Genomic DNA, 23,014 nt, shown 5'->3' on the forward strand with positions numbered 1-23,014 from the left:
GTAATGTAAAGCCTGACCCAATAGGGGAACACCCAAATCCTTAAAATTCTACTTCTCTGTTATCAATAATGACTCTTTATATTTAATTCCTTTAATCTCATAAATTGTATGAAAAATTTTAGTTTTTCCAACATTATTTAAAATCTCAACTATTTCATGATATTCAATTTTATTAGCTGAAGATTTACTCTTTGGTTTGTATGTATTGTTGTATGAAACTGCGAAATACTTTACATCTAAATTCTCTGCCAAATCCTTGAAAGCACCTTTCGCTTTGACCGTACAATATTTACTCATATTTTCCGGTTCGGGTTTTAGAGCAACTCCATATAATTTTGGTTTTTCCCATTGAACCAAATTTTCATAAATATGATAAAATCGACTGTATTGTCTTGAGTTGTAAGGTGGATCGATGTACGCAATATCGCCTTTTAATTTTTTAACCAATTTGTTGGAATCTTCACGATAAATTTTTGTTCCTGCAAAATCTTCGGTTTGAATTAAACGAAAATTCAAAGGTCTTTTTGCAATTGGTTTTTTAATATATGCATCAAAATGCCCGACTGTATTGGCAAGTCTGTCTATAGTGTAAATTAAAGATGTTAAAAGGATTGCATATTCTTTTGAGTTTAATTTGTTTTTTTGGTTTTCAATATCTTGTCGAATATGTCCGATTAATTTTGAAACGTCTTTTTCATAAAATTTTCCACCAAAATTTTTAGAAAAATAGTTTTCCTTAATATTTTTTGGACTTAATGTATTGTATTCATTAACAATATCAATTAGTTTTTTTGAGTCCCATTTTTTGTTTTTAAAAAATGCTTGATAAGCGATATTATTTGAATATAAAATATCGTTTAATACAACACTTTTATACATTTTCATTGCCTCTTTTGCTACGATTGCTGTTCCCGAAAAGATGTCTATAAAAGTGGACTTGCTACATTTAGAGTGACAAAGAGTTAAGCTAATTTTATCTAAAATAACTTAACCATATGAAACGAAGAAAATACAGTAAAGAGTTTAAAATTAAAGCAGTAGAATTAAGCAATGTACGAGGTAACACAAAGCAGATTGCCATGGAATTGGGAATCAGTGCAGATCTTATTTACAGATGGCGTAGAGAATTAGAACAGCGTCCTGATTTAGCTTTTAGCGGTAATGGCGTCAAACAACTCACAGAAGATCAGAAAGAGTTAGAGCGATTACGTAAACAGCTCAAGGATGTTACCATGGAGCGGGATATCTTAAAAAAGGCCGTGAGCATCTTCTCCAAGAGCGATCGGAAGTATTGAAATTTATCAAAGATTACAGTAGAGAATATCCGGTTGGGAAGATGTGTAAAATTTTTAAAATTAGTAGAAACAGTTATTACAGGAGTAAGAATTATGTTCCATCAGATAGAGATGGAAAAAATCGTATGCTACTCTCTGAGATTCACCGTATCTGTGAGCGAAGTAAATCTACTTATGGAAGTCCTAGAATTACAGAGGAACTCAAAGCTAAAGGGTTTAAAGTATCTAGGTCTAGGGTAGCACGATTGATGAAAAAACACGGGATTAAAGCAGTTCGTAAAAAGAAATTTGTTGTCACGACAGATTCTAAGCATCAATATCCAGTAGCTGATAATGTATTGGATAGAGATTTTAAAGCTACCGCTGCTGCACAGAAATGGGTTTCTGATATTACCTATTTAAAGACTGCACAAGGATGGCTGTACTTAACGGTAATTATTGACCTGTTTGATCGTAAAGTCATTGGTTGGTCTTTGAGCAATGGACTCAAAGCAAGACAAACTATCATTGCTGCATGGAGAATGGCTGTAAACAACAGAATGCCTTGTGAAGGTATGATTTTTCATTCTGATCGAGGTGTACAATACGCATCTCATGCGTTTGTTAATATCCTTAAAAGTTATCATGTAACACCCAGTATGAGTAGAAAAGGAAACTGTTGGGATAATGCAGTAGCTGAATCTTTTTTTAAAACAATCAAAACAGAACTAATGATAGACAATAAGTTTATATCCAACAAAAGTATTCAAATTAAAGTCTTTGAATACATAGAAACTTGGTACAACAGATACAGAAGACATTCTGCTCTTGGTTACAAAAATATCATCGAATTTGAAAAATTATATCAAATCAAAAATGTAGCTTAACTTTTTGTACCATTTTTTGTTGCATATCCAATAGTTGTGTATATGGTAAATAGACGCTCTAACTGTAAATTATCAAACGTTAGAAGCGCCTTCAAATCATAATCGCTTCCCTTAAATAAACGAAGATAACCATTGACGGTATTACGAGATATGCCAAGGGTTATACCTATTTTACGATTACTTAAACCATCTAAATGAAGGCTTAGTATTTGTTTTAAATCCATAGGATCAAGTGTGTTTGCCATGCTGTTATTTTTATAATAAACAGCAAGGTAATTGCTTACTTAATCTCTATAAGTGGTCACTGTGTAATGTCAATGTGTGGCACAAATCAAACCGTAAAACTAGCACAGTTTAAACCGTAATTAATGGCACTATGACTCCGAAATCAATGGCACAAATCGAAACGGAATAGCCAGATTGTAAAAAACCCTTCTAAAACTGCCCAAATTAAGGCATTCCTAGGGTATGAATGGAGTGCGGCAAAAGGCAATGAGGGAATCAAATATTTAGGAGGTATTCAACTGGACAAGCTCGAAGGAGAAGATGAAGAAGTTGGAGATGTTGCCTTAGAAGAAGAAGACAAACGAGTATTAAGTAATATTTTTAACCTGAACAATATCAATACGCCTCTTTATGACCCACACAACAAAAAGAATGAGGAGAAGATTAACCATTTGATTAATCAGAGTTTTAAGGGTGAAGATTTTGATATTTCAGAAGAATTAAAAAATTCGGTAACAATGGCTTCCTTACTTGACATGATGGAATTCTCTCGAATCGATTTTTCTAAATCAATTAGTTTAACATCAAAACAACAAGCTTTTGAATTAAAAACTAAATGGGATTCAGAGCGATTAGGTGATGTTATAGATGTAAAAATTGGAGGCACTCCTTCAAGGAGTAATTCAAATTACTTTACTGGAGATAATTTATGGGTTTCCATTTCAGAAATGAAAGGACAGGTTATTACAGACACAAAAGAAAAAATAACAGAACAAGGAATTAAAGATTCAAATGTAAAACTTATCCCAAAAGGAACAACTCTATTAAGTTTCAAGCTTTCTATCGGAAAAACTGCAGTTGCAGGAAAAGATCTATACACAAATGAAGCTATTGCTGGACTTATACCAAAAGACAAAAAGCAAGTTCTAAGCCCATACATTTTTCATTTGTTTAATGCAAAATTGATTGACTTAGAAAATGTTGGTTTAAATACATTCGGAAAAAGCTTGAATAGTGGATATCTAAAATCTGAAGTAAAAATCCCACTCCCTCCACCAGAAGTTCAACAACAAATTGTAGTTTCTTGCTCTCTAATTGATAAAGAAGGGGAAAAGGCGGAAAAAGAGATTGAGAAGGGTTACGATATAATTGAAAAACTAATCACAGACTTTTCAAATCAAGGATACCCAACTAAAAAAGTTTCCAATTTATCCGAAGTCAACCCTTCAAAATCGGAAGTTAGAGAGGTTGATGAGAACACAGTAGTTTCTTTCATAGAAATGGCTTCTGTAAGCGAAGAAGGCTTTATATCTCATAAAGAAGATCGTTTACTCAAAGATGTGAAGTCTGGAAGTTACCGCTATTTCAAAGAAAAAGATATTATTATTGCGAAAATCACTCCCTGCATGGAAAATGGTAAATGTGCAATTGCAACAGGTTTAACTAACCAAATTGGATTTGGAAGTTCTGAATTTCATGTTTTTAGAGTAGATGAAGCGTTAACAACCAACAAATTCTTATTTGCTTTCCTGAACAGAGAGGTTATCAGAAAAGAAGCTGAACAAAACATGACCGGTTCAAGTGGGCATAGAAGAGTTCCAGATACATTTTACAAGAATCTACAAATTCCGGTTCCAACTGACAAAAAAAATCAGACGGAACTGATTTCAAATATTGAAAAGGCTGAAAAGAAAATCAAAGCCTCACAAGACATCATTGACGGGGTAACCAAACGAAAAGAAACTGTGATAAAGTCTTACTTGATGGGAGAAGTAACAGAACCTGAATTAGCCATAGCAGCAGAACCAAAAGTAGATTATAAAAAGAAATAGCCAACGCAAGTTCAAGCACATTGCAATCCTCCTACGTACGGTTGCAAAGAGCTTTCTCTCCAACGCTAAAAACGAAATGAATAAAATAAAAACGGCATATAACAATGTGTATAGTGCATAGCACCCTGCGGGATGCTACGACACCATACACGGACCGTTAGCATTCATTAAAACAGAGATGACAATCCAAGAAATAATATCTGCAATAGGACTTATTGGTTTAGGTGGACTACTAAAAGGGCTTCTTGATTTTTTCATTGCTGATAAAAAAAGAAAATCCGAGACAAAACATCAATTCAAAGAAACTAGATACAAAGCAATTATTCTACTCTGTTATACCTATGTTAATTTTGAAAGAGAAGGGACAACAATCATTGTACAGAGACCTGATATTGATTCAAAAGAAAGACTTTATAATGAACTAAATGCAGAATGGATTAATATGATACTTTATGCCTCCGATAAAGTTTTATTATCAATGAAAAACTTTTTGGAATCAGGTAAAGAATCGGAATTTAACGAACTTATCATTTCTATGCGTAAAGACCTATATGGAATCAAAACTAAGATTTCAATGAGAAACTTGAAACTACTAACAAAGCCTGATTAATTTGATTTTCTTCTTGTTTTTGGATATTGCTTCTGCTTAAACTCTGAAATCTCATCTCGTAATTTTTTATTCGCATTTTGAATCAATTCATTTTGGACTTTCATAATGCTCAAAAGGTCATTCATTGCATTCAAATTCTCTAATTGAGTAAAAACAATCCTTTCTAAATCTGCTTTTGTGTACTTCATCATAATAAAAATGATTTTTTAATTTTAGTTACTCATAATACATCATTGAATCTTCAAACAAATCAATAGTTACGTAATACGATTCAAATATAGTTTAAAAAGTTAAAAATTCAATTCTTTTTAATAAACTATTTTTACACTAAATGCTATTTACATAGTCTAAAACGATTCAAATGACCAGTAAAAAGAATTATAATAGAATACGGGTAGTTTTAGCTGAACAAGACAGAACAAACAAATGGTTAGCTGAAAAAGTAGGTAAAAATAGGACGACTGTTTCAAGATGGTGTACAAATGATATGCAACCGTCTATTGAGACTTTAGCAGAAATTGCTGAAATTCTAGATGTTGATATTAGAGAATTATTATTACCGACTAAAAAGTAAATCTCTCACAGCTGTGAGAGATTTGAAATTTACCAATCTCTATCACACCTGTGCGAGAATTAGAAATATCCAAATGAATGATTTAACTACATATAATGAATTTTTCAAAGAGATTGTCAACACAATCAGTTCTACTAAATATGAAGCTTATAAAGCACTAAACAAACATCATATTGCTCAAAATTTTGAAATTGGGAAACTGATTGTCCAAAACCAAGAAAAGAATAATTGGGGAAAATCTATTGTTGATACCTTATCCAAAGACATTAATAAAATCATTGATGGTGTAAAAGGCTACTCTCCTCAGAATTTATGGAGAATGAGGCAATTCTACTTAGAATACAAAGATAATGCTGACTTATTAGAATTAGCGTTAACCATTCCTTGGGGGCAAAATTTATTAATCCTTCATCAAGTAAAAGATATTGAAGAAAGAGCATATTACTTAGACGCTACGAACAAATTGGGTTGGAGTAGAGCCGTTCTACTCAACCAAATAAAAGCAAATGCTTATCAACATCATTTAAAAGACCCTAAACAAAGTAATTTTGAAAAAGCATTGCCAGTTCATTTATCCGAACAAGCTAATGAAGCAATGAAGAGTGAATATAATCTTGACTTTCTTGGAATTACCAAACCTATTTTGGAAAAAGAACTAGAAAATAGGTTAGTTGAAAATATTCGTGATTTACTCCTTGAACTTGGTTACGGTTTTAGCTTTATAGGCAATCAGTACCGACTAAAACTGAACCAAAAAGAATACTTCATTGACCTTCTGTTTTATCACAGGATATTGAAATGTTTGGTAGCTATTGAATTAAAGACTGTTGAATTTGAGCCTGAATTTGCAGGTAAGATGAACTTCTATCTTGAATTATTGGATGAACAAGAGAAACAACCAGACGACAATCCATCTATCGGAATAATTCTTTGCCCAATAAAAGACAATCTTGAAGTTGAATACACATTGAGAACAAATAATAAACCGATTGGAGTTTCTTCGTATAAGTTAACACAGGAATTACCTAGCAATCTGAAAGGAAAGGTTCCTACATCAGAAGAATTAAAACGAATGCTAACAATGGCTATAAATAATAGCGGGGATAGTGATAAATCAAAGAGCAATGACTAATAGGAAAGATAGTAGTAACCCGAAAGTTAATTACCTTAAAATCCGCTACTATTCATAGCCGGAACGTTACCTGCAACCCTGACCCGTCCTGAAATATGTATACAAAAAACAACAAGTATATGTATAAAAATGATGGATATGTAAGACGTTATAGTGAGAGTTTTAAACTCAAAGTATTAGCAGAACTTACCAAAGGAAACCATTCCAAAAGACAAATTGCCTTAACTTACGGCATACAATCTAGTACGATAAACGTATGGATTAAAAAATATGACCGTAAAGATTTAATGAACACCCGTGTAACCGTGCAAACAGACGACGAATTATCCCGTATTAAAGCCCTTCAAAAAGAGCTAAAACAACTCAAAGATCTTCTTATTAAAAAGGATCTAGATAAACTTGTGAATGATAGTTATCTTGAAGTAGCTGCTGAAAATCTTGGCTATAAAAATGTTGAAGAATTAAAAAAAAACTTAAACATAAAGCCTTAATGAAAATAGCACCGATTAATAGAAAAAAAAGAAGGTACGCCATCGCTACTATTTGTAATGCTTTCGAGTTAAAAAGAGATGCTTATTACAAATATCAAAAAAGGTTTGTTCTTAAAAAACAAATAGAACAAAATGTAATAATGCTTGTTAAAAAAAGCAGGAAAACATTACCCAGAGAAGGTACTAGAAAGCTAATGAAATCCTTACATAATGATTTTAGGAAACAGAATATAAATATAGGTAGAGACCAGTTATTTAGAATCTTAAAAGAAAATAATTTGTTAATTAGAAGGAAAAAATATTCTTCTAAAACAACCAACTCTTACCATCGTTTTTATAAATATAAAAATATCATAAAAGACCTGATCATTAATAGACCTAACCAAGTTTGGGCTTCGGATATTACCTATATAAGAACTATAAATGGATTTTGTTATTTAGCACTTATTACTGATATGTATTCAAGAAAAATAGTAGGCTATGATATTAGTGATAGTTTAGAACTTAAAGGCTGTGTTAGAGCTTTAAATAAAGCTATTTATCAAACTAAAAATACCGAAGAAATCATACATCATTCTGATAGAGGAATACAATATTGTAGCAATGTTTATACTCAAATTTTGAAAAGAAAAAAGATACAAATCAGTATGACCCAAGAAAATCATTGCTACGAAAACGCAATGGCCGAAAGAGTTAACGGAATTTTAAAAGATGAATTCTTCCTCGACCAAACATTTACAAATATCAATCACGCCAAAAAAGCAACAAAAAATGCAATCAAATTATATAATAATAAAAGATTACATTTATCTTTAGATTATAAAACACCTAATTACGTGCACAAAAATGTAGCATAAATTTTAATAATTAACTGTAGCCCTATTTTAGGACGAGACATTTGAGTTAACCAATCGGCGAGTTCGTATAGGTTCTCATTGTAAACCCCGAATTCTTTAGCATCCGAATCGGTTTGCCCTACTGCCACCCAATGGCTACGGCTGCCAATGTCAATACCTGCAGCATTGGTATTGACTACGTTTAAAGACATTTTTTCTTCCATTGTTAATATGTGCTTAAAGGCTCTAAGAGAATGTGCTTTAGGCAAAGAGATTATTCTGAACGGGACGGTCGCCAATGGACTAACGGCAAACATTCCAACCAGGATTGCGCTCGTGCTTACACAAGGTAGCAACACTTTGAAAAACGGTTTTGCAAAGAGCTGTAATTTAAAACCATAAGGTACAAATTTTACGTTAGCCAAGAGGCTAAAGTTTCCACGAGTCTATGAGGGGTGTCTCGTCCTAAAATAGGGCTACAGTTAATTATTAAAATTTATGCTACATTTTTGTGCACGTAATTAGGTGTTTTATAATCTAAAGATAAATGTAATCTTTTATTATTATATAATTTGATTGCATTTTTTGTTGCTTTTTTGGCGTGATTGATATTTGTAAATGTTTGGTCGAGGAAGAATTCATCTTTTAAAATTCCGTTAACTCTTTCGGCCATTGCGTTTTCGTAGCAATGATTTTCTTGGGTCATACTGATTTGTATCTTTTTTCTTTTCAAAATTTGAGTATAAACATTGCTACAATATTGTATTCCTCTATCAGAATGATGTATGATTTCTTCGGTATTTTTAGTTTGATAAATAGCTTTATTTAAAGCTCTAACACAGCCTTTAAGTTCTAAACTATCACTAATATCATAGCCTACTATTTTTCTTGAATACATATCAGTAATAAGTGCTAAATAACAAAATCCATTTATAGTTCTTATATAGGTAATATCCGAAGCCCAAACTTGGTTAGGTCTATTAATGATCAGGTCTTTTATGATATTTTTATATTTATAAAAACGATGGTAAGAGTTGGTTGTTTTAGAAGAATATTTTTTCCTTCTAATTAACAAATTATTTTCTTTTAAGATTCTAAATAACTGGTCTCTACCTATATTTATATTCTGTTTCCTAAAATCATTATGTAAGGATTTCATTAGCTTTCTAGTACCTTCTCTGGGTAATGTTTTCCTGCTTTTTTTAACAAGCATTATTACATTTTGTTCTATTTGTTTTTTAAGAACAAACCTTTTTTGATATTTGTAATAAGCATCTCTTTTTAACTCGAAAGCATTACAAATAGTAGCGATGGCGTACCTTCTTTTTTTTCTATTAATCGGTGCTATTTTCATTAAGGCTTTATGTTTAAGTTTTTTTTTAATTCTTCAACATTTTTATAGCCAAGATTTTCAGCAGCTACTTCAAGATAACTATCATTCACAAGTTTATCTAGATCCTTTTTAATAAGAAGATCTTTGAGTTGTTTTAGCTCTTTTTGAAGGGCTTTAATACGGGATAATTCGTCGTCTGTTTGCACGGTTACACGGGTGTTCATTAAATCTTTACGGTCATATTTTTTAATCCATACGTTTATCGTACTAGATTGTATGCCGTAAGTTAAGGCAATTTGTCTTTTGGAATGGTTTCCTTTGGTAAGTTCTGCTAATACTTTGAGTTTAAAACTCTCACTATAACGTCTTACATATCCATCATTTTTATACATATACTTGTTGTTTTTTGTATACATATTTCAGGACGGGTCAAAAACAACATCAAAACCGTAGCTATGGAAAGTACAGGCAACTACTGGCAAAATCTGCACGCTGTCCTTACCGCCAAAGGTTTTGAAATTACCCTTTGCAATGGAAAGTTTACCAAAAACATTAAAGGTAAAAAGACCGATGTGAAAGACTGTCAATGGATACAAAAGCTACACAGCTTAGGGTTACTATCAGGCAGCTTTTTACCTGATGAAGATACTGAAATTCTACGCACCTTTACAAGACACAGGAGTAATTTGATAAAACAAGCTGCATCAGCTACCAAGAAAATACAAAAGTATCTTAGACTGATCAATATCCGTTTGGATGTGGTCGTTAAAGATATTGTTGGACTTACAGGACTTAAAATTATAAGAGCCATCGCAATGGGAGAAACCAACCCTAAAACATTAGCAAGTTACAGACACTATAACTGTAAAAAAAGTGAAGAAGAAATCGGCAAAGCCTTGCACTCTAATGGCAGAAAAGATTTTCTTTATGCCTTAAAAGACGAATTAGACACTTATGAATTCATTCAAAAGAAAATTAGAGAATGTGATGACCAAATTGCTGAAAAACTTGATGATATAATCAGTAAAGACCCGGAGAAACAAGAACATCACATTGCTAAAAAGCCTTACAAACGTATCAATAAAAATACCCCAAAATATATAGATATCAACTTAAAATCCTATCAAATATTTAAAAGCATAGATTTACTTGCTATTGAGGGCATGATGAGTTATAATACCGTATTAGCCATTATGAGTGAAGTAGGCTATGATGGCATAAAAAAGTTTAAAACCGCTAAGCAATTTACCTCTTGGCTCAGACTTGGACCAAACAACAAAGTAAGTGGCGGAAAGGTGCTATCGACTAAAGTAGGCAAGGGAAGTAATCGGCTTAAAATAACACTTCGTAATGCTGCAAATGCTATTGGAAATTTAAAGGATAGTAACCCATTAAGAGATTTCTTTCATAGAATTAATTTTAGAAAAGGACGTGTCTCTGCCATCACGGCTACGGCAAGAAAATTAGCAGTAATCATCTGGAATATGGTCGTCAAAGGAGTACCATACCAAAACCCAGAAGGCTACCTTTACCTTGACCAAAAAAGAAAACTTGGATTAGTTAAAAGAATTAGAAAACAAATCGATAAATTTGGATTGACTAATGAAAACTTAGAACTAAATTTAAAACAACTGCTAGAGGCTAAATACTGAATGAACAAAATTTTATTAATATTACCCTTTTTTCTACTGACTATTGTAGGCTGTAAAGCACAGGATAAAGAACCATCTGATTTTATTCCGAAAGGATATACTGAATTTGAAAAATATTTTGGAGACCTTAATAAAGATGGATTGGAAGATTGTGTTTTGATAATCAAAAAGTCTGATACAGCAAATATTGTTACGAATCGATTTGACAAAAAAGTTGATAGAAATAGACGTGGAATTATTGTATTGTTTAAAAATGAAAAAGGTTATCAACTTGCTGATAAAAACTATGATTGTTTTTCATCCGAAAATGAAGATGGTGGAGTTTATTTTCCGCCAGAATTATGGATTGAAATTAAAAATAACAAATTGTATGTTCATTATGGACACGGCAGATATGGATATTGGAAATACAATTTCCGATTTCAAAACTCGAATTTTGAGTTAATTGGATATGATTCAAGTAGTAATCGTGGACCGATCACAATGACGGAAACAAGTATTAACTTCTTGACAAGAAAAAAATTAATCAAAGAGAACATTAATAAAAATGATGAAGGCGGAGAAGAAAAGTTTAAAGAAACTTGGAATGATATTGAAATAGAAAATCTAATCAAACTGTCTGAAATAAAAGACTTTGACGAATTAGATATGTATAATCATTAAATAAAAAACTGCCCACAACAACACCTAAACTGCATTAAAACGCAGTTTAGCCAAACCGCCGTCGGCAATTCACGAAGACAAGAACATGAAAGAAAAATATTTTTTCTGCTTGTTTGATGTTTTAGGCTTTTCTAAAAAGCTAGCGGATATTAGGGTGGAAGAAATGAATAAACTCTATCAGGTTTTAGCGAAAAGAGTAAATTCAATAAGTGGTTTTATTGCAATGGTTCCTAATGTTTCAGGTCATATTGGAGTTTGTTCAAGAGACATTGATAGCCATTATTTTAGCGATACATTTATTTTATGGACTAAAGCATTATCAGACCCCACGGCACGACTATTCACTGAATTGGTGAGCGACTTAATTTGCGATGGAATTGAAATGAATTTGCCTCTCAGAGGAACAATCACTTATGGCGATTTAATATTGGATAAACCCACAAATACTTTTATTGGCGAGCCTATTATTGAAGCTCATAACATAGAGGTTAATCAAGATTGGATAGGTGTTTCTTTTGGAAAATCTGTATCGGCAAATGAAGCCCGGCTGCGCCCGATAAGCAGCGGTGGATTTTTGTAGGCGACTCATAGGAGCCGTCAGCAAAAATACAGAGTAGCTGCGGGTGAGCGGAGCAGAAGCAGGGAGGCAGCAGCTTTTTTTAAAGCCAAGCGCAGCGGATAGGCGTAAAAAAGTGCTGCACAGAGGGGCGTAGCGAACACCTTTGATTCCGCTACTAAAGTTTGTTTCAAGTTTGAGGAGTTTCCAGTTCCGGATGCTGCTAAATCACCCACTATAAGTGGTATACTATCAATTTTTCTTATAGCACTATCAATAAAATTTATGGAAGATCGAGGAGTTAAAAAGTTTTTGGGTTTCTGGTTAAACTCATCCTGCTTTTTCAATAATACTTTTTATATCTTTGTATAACTATGGACGTGAAAACAATAAAATTAGACTTGATTAATTGGCTTATTCATCTTAAAGATGAAGCAATCATTAATAAGATAAATTCTATTAAAAATAATGATAAAGATTCTATTGACTCTTTTTTTGAAGAAAATAATCAAATTAGGCGGTTGTTAGATCAACGTCTCAAAGAAAGACCTACAACATTTACTGACGCCAGAGTTTCTTTAAATAAGATTAAAGAACAACATGGGCTTTAATCTTGTTATTTCTCCTTTAGCAGAATTAGATATTGCAGAAGCTTATGCACATTATGCTGCCCTACTCTTCATAAGCATAACTTTTTATTCTTATCCCTGACGGCACTAGCTACAAGCTAGCACTAGCCTTTAGATTAGCAAATAGAAATAATTACTTAAAATAAAAACATAATAGTTATGATGAAATTTCTTTTTTTGCTTCTTTTTTTCTTTGTTAATAACTCTTATTTTGTTGATAACCAAAAACACAAAAGAACGGAGTGAACTTTAGCGGCCAGCTAGCTTTTTAGAGCCATCCCCCGTATTAGTCTCCGTTCTTTTTAAAAGTTACTTAGAACCATATAGAATTTCAGTTTCTGCCCTTATTAAAGGTCTTAGTTTAAGTAACTATTATTAATATCTAATTACAAAATTATGAAAACAAATGAAATTATCGGAATCGATGTCAGTAAATTATTAATTGATGTTTGTATCTATTCTAAACAAATTGTTCAACAGTTTGAGAACAGTAAATCTGGATTTAAATTAATGCTAAAGTGGAGTTTTAAAAATTCGTCTTTCTCTAAAGAAGAAACCATGTTTGTATTTGAACATACAGGAATGTACTCTCATTTATTATCTGTGTCTTTAACTGAACAAAAATTATCTTTTTTCATAGCTTCTGGTTTAGAAATTAAAAGATCTATTGGTATTGCTCGTGGAAAGGATGACCAAATTGATGCCAAACGCATTGCTCTATATGGGTATCGATTAAAAGAAGAACTTAAACCCAGTAAGCTACCTAAAAGAAGTATATTACAACTAAAAAGTCTCTTATCTTTAAGGACAAAACTTAACAAACAAAGAGCTGGTTTTAAAGTTACTTTGAAAGAACAAAAAAGAATTTATAAAGCAAAAGAGTATAAAATAATCTTTGACGTTCAACAAAAAATGATTGCAGAACTAACCAAACAAATACACAAGATTAATACTCAAATGCAAGCTATTATTGACCAAAATATAATGTTAAAAGAAACCTATAAACTTGTTACTAGTGTTAAAGGTATAGGAATGCAAACTGCTATAATGATGATTGTGTTTACTGACAATTTTTCAAAATTTGAAAACTGGAGAAAGTTTGCCTCTTATTGTGGTGTTGCTCCTTTTCCTTACCAATCTGGAACTAGTATTAAAGGACGTACAAAAGTCTCTCATTTGGCTAATAAAAAATTGAAAGCAATTATTAATATGTGCGCTATTTCTGCTATACAACATAACCCAGAAATGAAATTATACTATCATAAAAGAATAAAACAAGGCAAAAGTAAAATGAGTACCGTTAACATTATTAGAAACAAATTAATAGCAAGAGTGTTTGCCGTTGTCAAACGACAAACACCCTATGTAGATACTTTTAAATTTGCTGCATAAATTAGTAAAAATAATATCTCAACTTTTACTTGTTTTTATCATAGAATACAAGGGGTTTTATTTTAGCTTGATTAAGGTTATTATTTGTAGGCTTTAGGATTATTACTAAAACTAATTTCTACAATACTATCTTTGATATAATTAACTTTAATCAAATTAGTTTTCACGTCACCTAACTCTATTAATTTTCCTTTATTAATATTAAATTTAACGCCTTTAAAATTAGAGAGTTTACCTAAGTCTAAAAAATCAGCATATCTCGTGCTTCTATCTGTAGTTATATGATAGATTTTTTTTCTCCATTATAATTTACATTTAATAAGTCATTATCAAAGTTTGTCTCAAAGACTATATATAAAGCATTTCCATTTAATTGGTAAATAGTATCTTTTTTACTACCTATAATAACTTTATATTTATCTCTAATAACTTCATTATCTTTTCTTTACAACCGAGGAGAAAACATATAAGCGTGAAAAATAAGGCTCTTACAAATATTTTCATAATTAATTCTTTTTCTCTTTATAAAATCTTCCTTTAGGCTGACTTTTCGTGTTTTTATACATAACACTTTTTTGCTTCTTATTAACTACTTGTTGAGTTATTAACTACTTGTTGAGCTCTACCATCGGTTCTCATTAAGTTATTTTGCTCAAAAAGGAATATTGTTTTTAAAAGATACTTTTTTATTACTATAACTCTGATGATTAAGTCCAACCGCATGTCCAAACTCATGTGCTCCATTACTACCTATATCCTCTTTTAATACTGCTTCATAAGGTCCTGGGGCTGCTCTCCCTGGAATTAAAAGCTGCATTCTATTCACTTCTGTATTACCTATTTCATCTGTTTTTCCATCAGCAGCAGCCACTCTGTCTTTACCTGTTATTGGACTTTTCTCCATAACTTTATCTGTAAATTCAATTGCAAAATCAGATTTAGTATCAATCTCATCAACGAATTCTAATTTCACACTCATACTTATTATATTTCCGTCCGCATCTGTTCCCGAAAACTTCTCTGAAATAGTATTAGCTACATCAGTTGCATAGCTTATAATGTCTTTTTGTGAGGCACTTGAATTATTAAGGACTTTTATATTAGCTGTATAGTCAACATGATTTTTACCCTCCTTATCCAGCCATTCATGCTTTCTTAATTCAAGCCCTTCAAGTTCTGTTCCCAATCCAAGCTTGTTTTCTTGGAATGCATATGTAGAGTTATATACATAGTCAGCCGCTAACGGGTCAATAGCCATGAATCTACCTATTGAGGGGTCATAATGTCTAAAGCTATATTCATACATATTGTATCTGCTGACCGTCCGAACCATACTTGGCACATGGATGTGTCTCAATTTAAGACTTTAGATAATGTGAGATTCTATATCTATACGGTAGTGGATAATTTCTCTCGTAAGATTGTATCGCATTATATTTCAAAACGTTTGTCAGCTCGTATTCGTGTTAAGAGTTTACGTCAAGCGATTAAGAATGAATTTGATGTTGAAATTAAAGACCAGAGTTTGGATTTAATTGTAGATAGCGGTTCTGAGAATAATAACAAAACGGTTGCCAACTTTATCAAAAATTGCGAGGTATCTATTCAAAAGAAAATAGCACTTAAAGATGTTACATTTTCTAATTCCATCGTTGAAGGACCTTATAAAATCATGAAGAGTTTTTACTTTAGAAAGCAAGATATTTATTCATGGACAATCAAAGATGACCTTGAGTATTTTGTGTTTGATTATAATTATAATAAACCCTGTCATAAACATAAGTATTTCATGCCTAACGAAGTCCACCTCAATCCTGATATTCTGGAATCTAAACCTATTTTAACAAACTGTAATCACGCCCGATTGGATGCCAACAGAAACTACTGTTGTAAACAGATTGTGGCATAAAGATTAAGATTCTAACAAACAAAGTGTTATTTTCTATTAAAACGTCCCTTTTTAATCTTTCAATACGTCAAAGAACTTTATTTATATTTTAAGAAATCTCGTGATTTCTATGTTAACAAACCAAACTAACCCTTTTAAGAATTACGTCATTTCTTAGCAGTTTGTTCGAATATTCGAATTGCCTGTATGTAAGCCACTTACTCTTGTTTTCTTTTGTTCCGTCATTTCCAACCAACCTTGTAAGTCGCCGTATTCAAAACTAAATAATTGTGAGTAATTGACCTAATTTTTTGAAATATAAAAAAGCGACAGCAATTTTATGATTCAGGCAATTCATTGGATTTATTTGAATCTAGGTAAATATCCTCTGATGTTTTCTTTATGGACTTTAAAAAATCTTGTTTATCCAGTATTTCTTTTTGATACTGAGCTATTTTATAAAGTTTGGCAAAACGTTCTTCTTTGCTTATGCCTTCTCTTATCATATCAGCGTTAGCAGATTCTAAATTCGATAAAACTGCCAATTCATTAATGCTAGCAATATCGCGTAAGTTTTTACCTTCTTTCTCTAATTTTGGATTGGCATCCCGCCATTGTTTCGCCGTGCATTTGAATAGTGCCACATTCAAAATATCAGCTTCTTCAGCATAGGCTAACCATTGAGTGTCTTTGGTGTAATTCGATTGCGGTAATATATAATCTTTAACAGCATCTGTTTGAATGGTATAGTTTACTTTACTCAATATACGTTTTACATTCCATTCTAGGTTGTACTGATTGTTTTCAATTTCTTTTAGCCTCTGAAATTCTTTTATGAGTAACAATTTGAACATTGGACTTATCCAAGCCCCAAATTCAAATGCTAAATCTTTATGAGCGTATGTACCACCATATCTTCCGCTTTTTGAAACTATTCCGATAGCATTTGTACTTTCTATCCATTTTTTTGGAGTAAGATTAAATGAATTTAGTCCAGCTTCTTTTTTAAACCTGTCGAATTCGACACCTTTAAAATTAGGGTTATACAATTGTTCCCAAATACCTAAAAATTCAACCGTATTTCGGTTTCTCATCCAATTTCTAATATGGTCACTTCCTTCTTCACCTCTTACCATATCCGTTAAGCAGATATAATCATTTTCATTATAACTAGTTATGGAAATAATTTTTTCTTCGACTTCTATTTTTTTAATCTTTGAACTCATATTTATGTTTCTGATATTTTAAAGTGGTCGAATTCGACCACTTTAAATATTTTATCATTTGTATATATACTCTATTCTAATCCTTTTTATGTTAAAACTCAAAGGTAGAGTTTTTACAATAATTTAGAACAAAATATTGCAGAATTACAATCAAAAATTCAGTACTTTACTGCTCTTAATCTAATAAAAGATATGGCTTCAGATAAACTAACACTTATTAAAAAGATAATTGAACAGCAACTTGATTCTTTTGATTTTAATAAAGAGATCGACAGGAACGAAAAAATGCTTTCAGACCTTCGTGAGACTCCTGCTGATGAGTATTCGCTATCTGGAAATATAGAATATGGCATCATTAATCTTCTTAGTTCTGCTACGGGTGTAACACATCCTATTGGATATTTGACAGCCAAAAAAGGAGCATTAAAAGAATTTCTTGATCTTTTGGATAAGGACACCCATCAATTAGAAGAAATCTTAAATCCTGTTCCACAGGAGAAAGATTCTTCTTGGAAAGATGACTTTCTTGAAAGGTTGGAAACAAAAGATAAGTCAGAGAAAAAACATTTTTTTGATTGTACACTTACCGATGAAGATTGGGGTAGCGAAAACTGTATTTGTCCTGGAGCTTATATTTACAGAAAATATTTAAGCATTGGCTTATCTGAAGAAGAAGCCAAATTAATTTCTGACTATAGAGAACTTGATGATTTAATGGAAGATAAAGAGAAATTTGCTAAAGGGAAAACACTTTATGAAAAGCATAAATTTTTGAATGTTTCTAATCAGAGGTAGTATCTATCCTTCAAAATACAATTAAATGCTGATAGCCTCATTTATTGGTTTGGTGTTGATTAGTTTTAATTGTAGTTTGAGTTTTTGAGCCTTCAATCATTACCTTCAAATTATTACCTTCTTCTGTTATCCAATGATTTTTTGCAATTAGCTCTTTGATCTTATTTTTATCTCTTTCCGAATATAAATCAGAATTTAAACCTGATAATAGTTCTGGTCGTTCTGGATATAACCAATAGCTTTTATGCTCTGTTTCTTCTATACTTCTAGAAATACCATCTGGATGCAATAATTTTAAATCTGGGATTATTTCTTTTGCCAATTCATATATCTCCAGTCCATCTTTATCCCAATCAGCAGAGTAGTAAATTGGAAGCCCTCTTCTAATCTCAAAAGTGTATTCAAGTTTGGGAACATTTTTTCCACCAGTATAATTCCCCCCATTGATAGGACAGATTTTATTAAAACTTAAATGAGATAATGATGTTGAAAGAGGGGGTCCGGGTGGAGACTGATAACTCTCATTTTTTGTGAATAACTCCCCAAAGTATCATCATATCTCATGCTGCTATTTTTAGGGTTTGTTGATAAATGGTTTGAGGATGTTGATTACCGATACTTTGATGTCTTCTTTGTGTATTGTAATACTCGAAATACTCCTTTAAACCTCTATAACATTCTCTACCATCACTAGCTGGAAACAAATATACATGTTTTGTGCCGTGAATCTTGAAACAGGGCGTTCGCCCTGATTAAAAGAATGTTGTGTAGGAGATGGTAGTAGGTCTACCAAAGTCGTTGTGCAAGCGAAGTCTTTAAACCGCCCCTCGGTGCTTGGATAGTAATAGAAAGGTATTGAAGGGAAAGGGGAAAAGGCTAACAAGATTAGTCAGGTGCGAATAAGAGAGATGAATGCAAATGAACCACTGAAGAAGTAATGAGAGATATTTACCCCACTGTCAAAAGCTGGTTATTGTGTGCACTTGTGATAACTGTAACGGGAACTTGCATGACTGGTTACAGGGCAGTCGTTATTGAGGTGGCATGACTCTTATTTAGGCTCTTACATGGAACACGGGAAGTCCTTATTAAATGCTAAGCGAAATACTCAAACAAGATATCCCTGTAAGGTAGAATAACAAAGTTAATAAGGATGGCGGATGAAGCCGTAGTAGTGATGAAGCTTCTGTAATGGAAGTAGAGCAAAGGGCTTCAGTTATACAGTTTTAAATGATTTAACAACTTAAAAAAAAAAAGGAGGATGACTTCATTATTTGAAACAGAATTAAAAACGGTACCGATTACCAAACAAATGGTTCGGGAAGTCTACCGGAAAGTTTTGGCGAACAGGGTAGTGCAGGAGTAGATAAAGAAAGTCTGGAAGCCTATCAGAAAGACTTACTTAAAAATCTGTACAAACTATGGAATCGACAAGCATCAGGCAGTTATTTTCCCAAACCAGTACGAGAGGTAACAATACCCAAGCCAAATGGGGGCGAACGTAAACCAGGTATTCCTACAGTAGAAGACCGCATAGCCCAACAAGTACTCAAGACGTATTTAGAACCCAGATTAGAAAAGGTTTTTCATGAAAACTCATATGGATATCGACGATCCAAAAGTGCGCACGATGCCGTGGATGAAGTCCGCAAGAACGTTAAGCAATATTGGTGGGTCATTGATATAGATATCAAGAACTTCTTTGATGAAGTCAACCATGAATTATTAATGAAAGCCTTAGAACGTCACGTAGAAGAAAGATGGGTAAAGTTGTACATCAAACGTTGGCTGGAATGCCCCAGTCAGTCAGTAGATGGTACACTAACACCCAAAAACGGAAACGGGACACCACAAGGAGGCGTAATTAGCCCTCTTTTAGCAAATCTGTTTCTACACTATGTTATTGACAAATGACTTCCAAAACAAAGTAAGTACATGAAATTTGTACGCTATGCAGATGATATTATTGTGCATTGTTACTTAGACTGGGAAGCAAAACGCTTGTTGAAAGCGATACGAAAACGACTAGAAGAATGCCATTTACGTTTAAATGAAGAGAAAACAAAACTGGTGTACTGTCAAACTTACAGAAGAAAACGAGTAAGAGGCTATCCAAAGCAGTTTGATTTTCTAGGTTTTACGTTCAAACCACGCACAACCACCTATAAAGAGGATGGGAAATATGTCCTGTTCCTAGGCTATGATTGTGCGATAAGCCAGAAGTCCAAAACACGCATACTAAACGGTTGGTTCAAAATGAATCTGAACCGCAGAAGCTCACTAACACTACAAGATATAGCAACAATGATAGAACCTCAAATGCGAGGCATTATCCGTTACTATGGAAGGTATAGAAGATGGGAACTACAGCGAGTTATGTGGTACTTCCAAAGACGGCTAGTGAAATGGGCGTTGAATCGGTACAAACGATTTAAGGGAAGTTTTGATAGAGCATACAAATGGTTAAAGAAAATGAAACTTCAATATCCAACCATGTTTTATCATTGGACAATCTTTCCATCAATTTAATTGTATAACACGAGCCGTATGAGACGAGAGAATCATGTACGGTTCTGTGAGAGACTTGGGGTGAAATTCCCCTTGTCTACTCAGCCTTTGTAGCACCACACAAAAGCCATCATAACAAGTAGTATCAATTTTTCAATACGCTTAATATCTTGCAGGTGGGTATTTTCGATATCAAAGCCACTTGATTTGATAGCTTTAAAACACATTTCTATCAGCCATCTTTCTTTGTACTGCTCCATAGCTTTATCTGGTGCGTTGAACGAAACGATAATTAAGAAATCCTGTTTTCCGTTTTTGGGATGAAGTTTACATTCTGTTGTATGCAAGCGTAAAAAAAGATAGTTCATTGTCTAAGTACATGACAAAAATTTAGTCAAGTTCATATTGTTTTGATTTACAGGGTTTAATAGCACAGAAGCGATATAATCTAATCCATATTTGAATATGCTTTTAGCCATTCTTCCATGCTTTTTTATTTTGATAGGCTTAATCTGATGTAAATATATACCAACTTTGTAACACCATACGAAAGCCATCATTACAAGCAGTACTAATTTTTCAATACGCTTAATATCTTGCAGGTGTGTGTTTTCAATATCAAAGCCACTGGCTTTCATTGCTTTAAAACACATCTCTATCTGCCATCGTTCTTTGTATTGTTCAAAGGCCTTATCAGGAGCGTTGAACGATACAATGATTAAGAAATCAGGCTTTCCATTTTTTGGGTACAACTTGCATCCGGAAAGGAAACAAAGCTGACCATTAACACGTACAATTTTAGGATAATACACAAACTCATTGATCTTATGTGGATTAAACAAGTGAAATACTTTGATGGTTTTGTTCTTATCAGGAAGCTCTACCTTAAAGTTGTTTCGAATGCGGATATAATATTTGATTCCATTTGTATTCAAGAAATCCAACCAATGATTACCTACAAACTCTCTATCGGCTACAATGGATTTAATAACATCTTTGCCAAAAAGTCTTATGAAACGATTCACAAGATCAATACGCTCCTGACTGTTAGAGTTCCCTGGCTTATCTAACATAGTAAATAACAATGGGAAGGCAACACCTTTATAGACAACTCCCAACTTAAAAATGTTGATGTTGGTCTGACCAAACTTCCAATTGGTCCTATCAATACTCAAGATCAATCCCTCTTGCTTAGGAAGGAGACTAAATATAAGACGAGCGATCAAATCTCCATCCAACGAATAATCAGCAATAAATCTTTGAATACGTCTGAGTGATGACTTCGAATCTACTGAGGTCTCAAAAGCGTTGGCTACCTTTTCAAAGGTAACTGTCTGTACCTTACAGAGGGCGATAATGAAATGTGATATGAGTTTGATTCTTGCCAAATTGATCTTACCTTGGAAATGAGAACTTAAAACTGAATTTAATTCACTACTTTTAGTGGAAGCATTGGTTTTTTTCATTAGAAAAATGAGTGATGTTATTCTTCTAATATACTGAAAATCAATGCTTTATTTTAATTATTTAACATTTAATTTACTGATAATCAATTAATTATATTTTTTGTCATGTACTAAAGTTCATTGTAGATAAGTCAGTGCAAACTTGAAGGAATTTATTTTGTTTCCCCCTCGCGCCGCTTTTATGATATTTTGGTACAAAATTGAAACCCCTATCGCAAACAGCACATTTGCAAATCACACGAGCCAACTCACAACCAAAATTTGCAAAAGAGCTGTTTCTTTGCCATCGCACTCACAGCTTTGTTGGTGAACTCGTTTATACTTTTTGAATTTGCTAAAAAATTGCTGTTTTTAACTCTGTTTTTATCTTTTTTTCCTTCCGTAGCGCTGCTATGCAACTCAAAAAATCCTTCAACAGCCCTAAAAACTTCTAATGTTCGCTTACATCCAAAAAGTTTAAATGAGTTCAATGCCAATTGCTTAAGCAATAAAATGATCTTAAATAAAAGACGAAAAATTCTAAGAGTAAATTACCAAATTACAATGAATGAATTTTTCTATAGTATGGTTGCTACTTGTCGGCATACAAAGACTAACAATTCCTCATCTTTTTTAGTAAACGGATGAGATGTATGGGAATCTATGTCTATCTGGCCGACATTTTCTCCATTTACCAAAATGGGAATCACAATTTCCGATTTTACTTTCCATCCGCAAGAAATATAATTTTCTTGAGAAGTTACATCTTGTACCACAAAATTTTTATTACTCAAAGCTACTTGCCCGCAGATTCCTTTTCCAAAAGGGATAATGGTATGTTCGGTAGGTTCACCGGTAAATTGAGCTAATTTCAATTCTTCTTTATTTCCATTTTTAAAGTAAAACCCAACCCAGTCATAATGTGGAACAGCACTTTCGAGAAAGTCACAAATCCCTTGCAGTTTTTGTTCTTTTCCGGAACTTGAAGAAATCATTTTTTCTATACTATTTTTTAGCGCATTTATCTTCATATCAAGAGTAATAATTTTACAAAAAAATTAAAAAA

26 protein-coding genes and 4 pseudogenes are annotated in these 23,014 nt (G+C 32.7%); 15 read left to right on the forward strand and 15 right to left on the reverse strand.

What is annotated here, in order from left to right; translation table 11 throughout:
- Nucleotides 1-48 precede the first annotated feature (48 nt).
- Nucleotides 49-984: a DNA-binding protein gene (locus GKR88_18430; protein ID QMU66056.1), complete on the reverse strand. Its 936-nt coding sequence runs from the start codon at nt 982-984 to the stop codon at nt 49-51.
- A gap of 11 nt (nt 985-995) precedes the next feature.
- On the opposite strand from GKR88_18430, the gene GKR88_18435 reads away from it, so the two are divergent.
- Nucleotides 996-2,161 (forward strand): IS3 family transposase gene (locus tag GKR88_18435; protein QMU66057.1). Its coding sequence is split into 2 segments (ribosomal slippage): nt 996-1,245 and nt 1,245-2,161, totalling 1,167 coding nucleotides; the frame shifts between segments, so codons are not numbered across the junction.
- Nucleotides 2,162-2,190: 29 nt separating this feature from the next.
- Here GKR88_18435 and GKR88_18440 read toward each other — a convergent pair.
- A pseudogene (locus GKR88_18440) lies at nt 2,191-2,406 on the reverse strand (IS21 family transposase).
- A gap of 516 nt (nt 2,407-2,922) precedes the next feature.
- On the opposite strand from GKR88_18440, the gene GKR88_18445 reads away from it, so the two are divergent.
- Nucleotides 2,923-4,218 carry a hypothetical protein gene (locus GKR88_18445; protein ID QMU66779.1) on the forward strand — a complete coding sequence of 432 codons (1,296 nt, stop codon included), beginning with the start codon at nt 2,923-2,925 and terminating at the stop codon, nt 4,216-4,218.
- Nucleotides 4,219-4,396: 178 nt separating this feature from the next.
- On the forward strand, nt 4,397-4,828 hold the full coding sequence (locus tag GKR88_18450; GenBank protein QMU66058.1) for a hypothetical protein: 432 nt from the start codon (nt 4,397-4,399) through the stop codon (nt 4,826-4,828).
- Here GKR88_18450 and GKR88_18455 read toward each other — a convergent pair.
- Nucleotides 4,825-5,022, reverse strand: coding sequence for a hypothetical protein (locus tag GKR88_18455; GenBank protein QMU66059.1), 198 nt, complete (start codon nt 5,020-5,022; stop codon nt 4,825-4,827). The two genes, GKR88_18450 and GKR88_18455, sit on opposite strands and share 4 nt — an antisense overlap.
- Before the next feature lie 167 nt (nt 5,023-5,189).
- Here GKR88_18455 and GKR88_18460 point away from each other — a divergent pair, with 167 nt between their 5' ends.
- The 4 genes from GKR88_18460 (at nt 5,190) to GKR88_18475 (ending at nt 7,882) form a co-directional block, all read left to right on the forward strand.
- Nucleotides 5,190-5,402, forward strand: a complete 213-nt coding sequence (locus GKR88_18460) for a helix-turn-helix domain-containing protein (GenBank protein ID QMU66060.1) — start codon at nt 5,190-5,192, stop codon at nt 5,400-5,402.
- Nucleotides 5,403-5,475: 73 nt separating this feature from the next.
- Nucleotides 5,476-6,534, forward strand: coding sequence for a DUF1016 family protein (locus GKR88_18465; protein ID QMU66061.1), 1,059 nt, complete (start codon nt 5,476-5,478; stop codon nt 6,532-6,534).
- A gap of 119 nt (nt 6,535-6,653) precedes the next feature.
- Nucleotides 6,654-7,025 (forward strand): transposase, encoded by a 372-nt coding sequence (locus GKR88_18470; GenBank protein ID QMU66062.1) that lies wholly within the window; start codon nt 6,654-6,656, stop codon nt 7,023-7,025.
- On the forward strand, nt 7,025-7,882 hold the full coding sequence (locus tag GKR88_18475) for an IS3 family transposase (GenBank protein QMU66063.1): 858 nt from the start codon (nt 7,025-7,027) through the stop codon (nt 7,880-7,882). Before GKR88_18470 ends, GKR88_18475 begins: the two co-directional genes overlap by 1 nt.
- On the opposite strand, the gene GKR88_18480 is transcribed toward GKR88_18475, so the two are convergent.
- From GKR88_18480 to GKR88_18490, 3 genes are all read right to left on the reverse strand, one after another.
- Nucleotides 7,858-8,073, reverse strand: a complete 216-nt coding sequence (locus tag GKR88_18480; GenBank protein QMU66064.1) for a hypothetical protein — start codon at nt 8,071-8,073, stop codon at nt 7,858-7,860. The two genes, GKR88_18475 and GKR88_18480, sit on opposite strands and share 25 nt — an antisense overlap.
- A 284-nt stretch (nt 8,074-8,357) precedes the next feature.
- Nucleotides 8,358-9,215, reverse strand: a complete 858-nt coding sequence (locus GKR88_18485) for an IS3 family transposase (protein QMU66065.1) — start codon at nt 9,213-9,215, stop codon at nt 8,358-8,360.
- Nucleotides 9,215-9,586, reverse strand: a complete 372-nt coding sequence (locus tag GKR88_18490) for a transposase (protein QMU66066.1) — start codon at nt 9,584-9,586, stop codon at nt 9,215-9,217. Before GKR88_18490 ends, GKR88_18485 begins: the two co-directional genes overlap by 1 nt.
- A gap of 45 nt (nt 9,587-9,631) precedes the next feature.
- On the opposite strand from GKR88_18490, the pseudogene GKR88_18495 reads away from it, so the two are divergent.
- From GKR88_18495 to GKR88_18505, 3 genes and pseudogenes are all read left to right on the forward strand, one after another.
- Nucleotides 9,632-10,846: pseudogene (locus GKR88_18495) on the forward strand (IS110 family transposase).
- Nucleotides 10,847-11,509, forward strand: coding sequence for a hypothetical protein (locus GKR88_18500; GenBank protein ID QMU66067.1), 663 nt, complete (start codon nt 10,847-10,849; stop codon nt 11,507-11,509).
- Nucleotides 11,510-11,594: 85 nt separating this feature from the next.
- A complete protein-coding gene (locus GKR88_18505) occupies nt 11,595-12,089 on the forward strand; it encodes a hypothetical protein (protein QMU66068.1) in 495 nt (164 codons plus the stop codon).
- Between the two features lie 17 nt (nt 12,090-12,106).
- Here the strand turns inward: GKR88_18505 and GKR88_18510 are convergent, their stop codons facing one another.
- Complete coding sequence (locus GKR88_18510) at nt 12,107-12,412, reverse strand: hypothetical protein (protein QMU66069.1); 306 nt, start codon at nt 12,410-12,412, stop codon at nt 12,107-12,109.
- Nucleotides 12,413-12,445: 33 nt separating this feature from the next.
- Between GKR88_18510 and GKR88_18515 the strand changes: the two genes are divergently transcribed.
- Together GKR88_18515 and GKR88_18520 are read left to right on the forward strand one after the other, a co-directional pair.
- A complete protein-coding gene (locus GKR88_18515; protein QMU66070.1) occupies nt 12,446-12,676 on the forward strand; it encodes a hypothetical protein in 231 nt (76 codons plus the stop codon).
- 414 nt (nt 12,677-13,090) lie between these two features.
- Nucleotides 13,091-14,086, forward strand: coding sequence for a transposase (locus tag GKR88_18520; protein ID QMU66071.1), 996 nt, complete (start codon nt 13,091-13,093; stop codon nt 14,084-14,086).
- A 652-nt stretch (nt 14,087-14,738) separates the two neighbouring features.
- On the opposite strand, the gene GKR88_18525 is transcribed toward GKR88_18520, so the two are convergent.
- Nucleotides 14,739-15,344, reverse strand: coding sequence for a hypothetical protein (locus tag GKR88_18525; GenBank protein ID QMU66072.1), 606 nt, complete (start codon nt 15,342-15,344; stop codon nt 14,739-14,741).
- A 24-nt stretch (nt 15,345-15,368) separates the two neighbouring features.
- Here GKR88_18525 and GKR88_18530 point away from each other — a divergent pair, with 24 nt between their 5' ends.
- Nucleotides 15,369-15,995: a DDE-type integrase/transposase/recombinase gene (locus tag GKR88_18530; protein ID QMU66073.1), complete on the forward strand. Its 627-nt coding sequence runs from the start codon at nt 15,369-15,371 to the stop codon at nt 15,993-15,995.
- 317 nt (nt 15,996-16,312) lie between these two features.
- On the opposite strand, the gene GKR88_18535 is transcribed toward GKR88_18530, so the two are convergent.
- Nucleotides 16,313-17,200, reverse strand: coding sequence for a KilA-N domain-containing protein (locus GKR88_18535; protein ID QMU66074.1), 888 nt, complete (start codon nt 17,198-17,200; stop codon nt 16,313-16,315).
- Nucleotides 17,201-17,392: 192 nt separating this feature from the next.
- On the opposite strand from GKR88_18535, the gene GKR88_18540 reads away from it, so the two are divergent.
- Complete coding sequence (locus GKR88_18540; protein QMU66075.1) at nt 17,393-17,995, forward strand: hypothetical protein; 603 nt, start codon at nt 17,393-17,395, stop codon at nt 17,993-17,995.
- Between the two features lie 37 nt (nt 17,996-18,032).
- On the opposite strand, the gene GKR88_18545 is transcribed toward GKR88_18540, so the two are convergent.
- Together GKR88_18545 and GKR88_18550 are read right to left on the reverse strand one after the other, a co-directional pair.
- Entirely contained in the window at nt 18,033-18,317 is a 285-nt protein-coding gene (locus GKR88_18545; protein QMU66076.1) for a hypothetical protein, read from the reverse strand.
- Nucleotides 18,318-18,555: 238 nt separating this feature from the next.
- Entirely contained in the window at nt 18,556-18,699 is a 144-nt protein-coding gene (locus GKR88_18550; GenBank protein QMU66077.1) for a hypothetical protein, read from the reverse strand.
- Between the two features lie 608 nt (nt 18,700-19,307).
- Here GKR88_18550 and ltrA point away from each other — a divergent pair.
- A pseudogene (ltrA, locus tag GKR88_18555) lies at nt 19,308-20,524 on the forward strand (group II intron reverse transcriptase/maturase).
- Nucleotides 20,525-20,610: 86 nt separating this feature from the next.
- On the opposite strand, the pseudogene GKR88_18560 reads toward ltrA, so the two are convergent.
- The 4 genes and pseudogenes from GKR88_18560 to GKR88_18575 form a co-directional block, all read right to left on the reverse strand.
- Nucleotides 20,611-20,847, reverse strand: a pseudogene (locus GKR88_18560) (transposase).
- A 27-nt stretch (nt 20,848-20,874) separates the two neighbouring features.
- Nucleotides 20,875-21,969 carry an IS4 family transposase gene (locus GKR88_18565; GenBank protein ID QMU66078.1) on the reverse strand — a complete coding sequence of 365 codons (1,095 nt, stop codon included), beginning with the start codon at nt 21,967-21,969 and terminating at the stop codon, nt 20,875-20,877.
- 248 nt (nt 21,970-22,217) lie between these two features.
- Nucleotides 22,218-22,439 carry a hypothetical protein gene (locus GKR88_18570; GenBank protein QMU66079.1) on the reverse strand — a complete coding sequence of 74 codons (222 nt, stop codon included), beginning with the start codon at nt 22,437-22,439 and terminating at the stop codon, nt 22,218-22,220.
- 87 nt (nt 22,440-22,526) lie between these two features.
- Entirely contained in the window at nt 22,527-22,979 is a 453-nt protein-coding gene (locus tag GKR88_18575; protein ID QMU66080.1) for a GAF domain-containing protein, read from the reverse strand.
- Nucleotides 22,980-23,014: the final 35 nt, after the last annotated feature.

It is taken from the genome of Flavobacteriaceae bacterium (genome assembly GCA_014075215.1).
Classification (GTDB): Bacteria; Bacteroidota; Bacteroidia; order Flavobacteriales; family Flavobacteriaceae; genus Polaribacter.

What these genes read in the sequence shown, in the direction of transcription:
- GKR88_18540 (QMU66075.1), top strand. Translation starts at nt 17,393, where the DNA reads ATGGCTTCAGATAAACTAACACTTATTAAAAAGATAATTGAACAGCAA.
- GKR88_18535 (QMU66074.1), bottom strand. Translation starts at nt 17,200, where the DNA reads ATGAGTTCAAAGATTAAAAAAATAGAAGTCGAAGAAAAAATTATTTCC.
- GKR88_18485 (QMU66065.1), bottom strand. Translation starts at nt 9,215, where the DNA reads ATGAAAATAGCACCGATTAATAGAAAAAAAAGAAGGTACGCCATCGCT.
- GKR88_18480 (QMU66064.1), bottom strand. Translation starts at nt 8,073, where the DNA reads ATGTCTTTAAACGTAGTCAATACCAATGCTGCAGGTATTGACATTGGC.
- GKR88_18530 (QMU66073.1), top strand. Translation starts at nt 15,369, where the DNA reads ATGTCTAAAGCTATATTCATACATATTGTATCTGCTGACCGTCCGAAC.
- GKR88_18565 (QMU66078.1), bottom strand. Translation starts at nt 21,969, where the DNA reads ATGAAAAAAACCAATGCTTCCACTAAAAGTAGTGAATTAAATTCAGTT.
- GKR88_18450 (QMU66058.1), top strand. Translation starts at nt 4,397, where the DNA reads ATGACAATCCAAGAAATAATATCTGCAATAGGACTTATTGGTTTAGGT.
- GKR88_18505 (QMU66068.1), top strand. Translation starts at nt 11,595, where the DNA reads ATGAAAGAAAAATATTTTTTCTGCTTGTTTGATGTTTTAGGCTTTTCT.
- GKR88_18445 (QMU66779.1), top strand. Translation starts at nt 2,923, where the DNA reads ATGATGGAATTCTCTCGAATCGATTTTTCTAAATCAATTAGTTTAACA.
- GKR88_18475 (QMU66063.1), top strand. Translation starts at nt 7,025, where the DNA reads ATGAAAATAGCACCGATTAATAGAAAAAAAAGAAGGTACGCCATCGCT.
- GKR88_18525 (QMU66072.1), bottom strand. Translation starts at nt 15,344, where the DNA reads ATGGCTATTGACCCGTTAGCGGCTGACTATGTATATAACTCTACATAT.
- GKR88_18460 (QMU66060.1), top strand. Translation starts at nt 5,190, where the DNA reads ATGACCAGTAAAAAGAATTATAATAGAATACGGGTAGTTTTAGCTGAA.
- GKR88_18470 (QMU66062.1), top strand. Translation starts at nt 6,654, where the DNA reads ATGTATAAAAATGATGGATATGTAAGACGTTATAGTGAGAGTTTTAAA.
- GKR88_18520 (QMU66071.1), top strand. Translation starts at nt 13,091, where the DNA reads ATGAAAACAAATGAAATTATCGGAATCGATGTCAGTAAATTATTAATT.
- GKR88_18490 (QMU66066.1), bottom strand. Translation starts at nt 9,586, where the DNA reads ATGTATAAAAATGATGGATATGTAAGACGTTATAGTGAGAGTTTTAAA.
- GKR88_18575 (QMU66080.1), bottom strand. Translation starts at nt 22,979, where the DNA reads ATGAAGATAAATGCGCTAAAAAATAGTATAGAAAAAATGATTTCTTCA.
- GKR88_18465 (QMU66061.1), top strand. Translation starts at nt 5,476, where the DNA reads ATGAATGATTTAACTACATATAATGAATTTTTCAAAGAGATTGTCAAC.
- GKR88_18500 (QMU66067.1), top strand. Translation starts at nt 10,847, where the DNA reads ATGAACAAAATTTTATTAATATTACCCTTTTTTCTACTGACTATTGTA.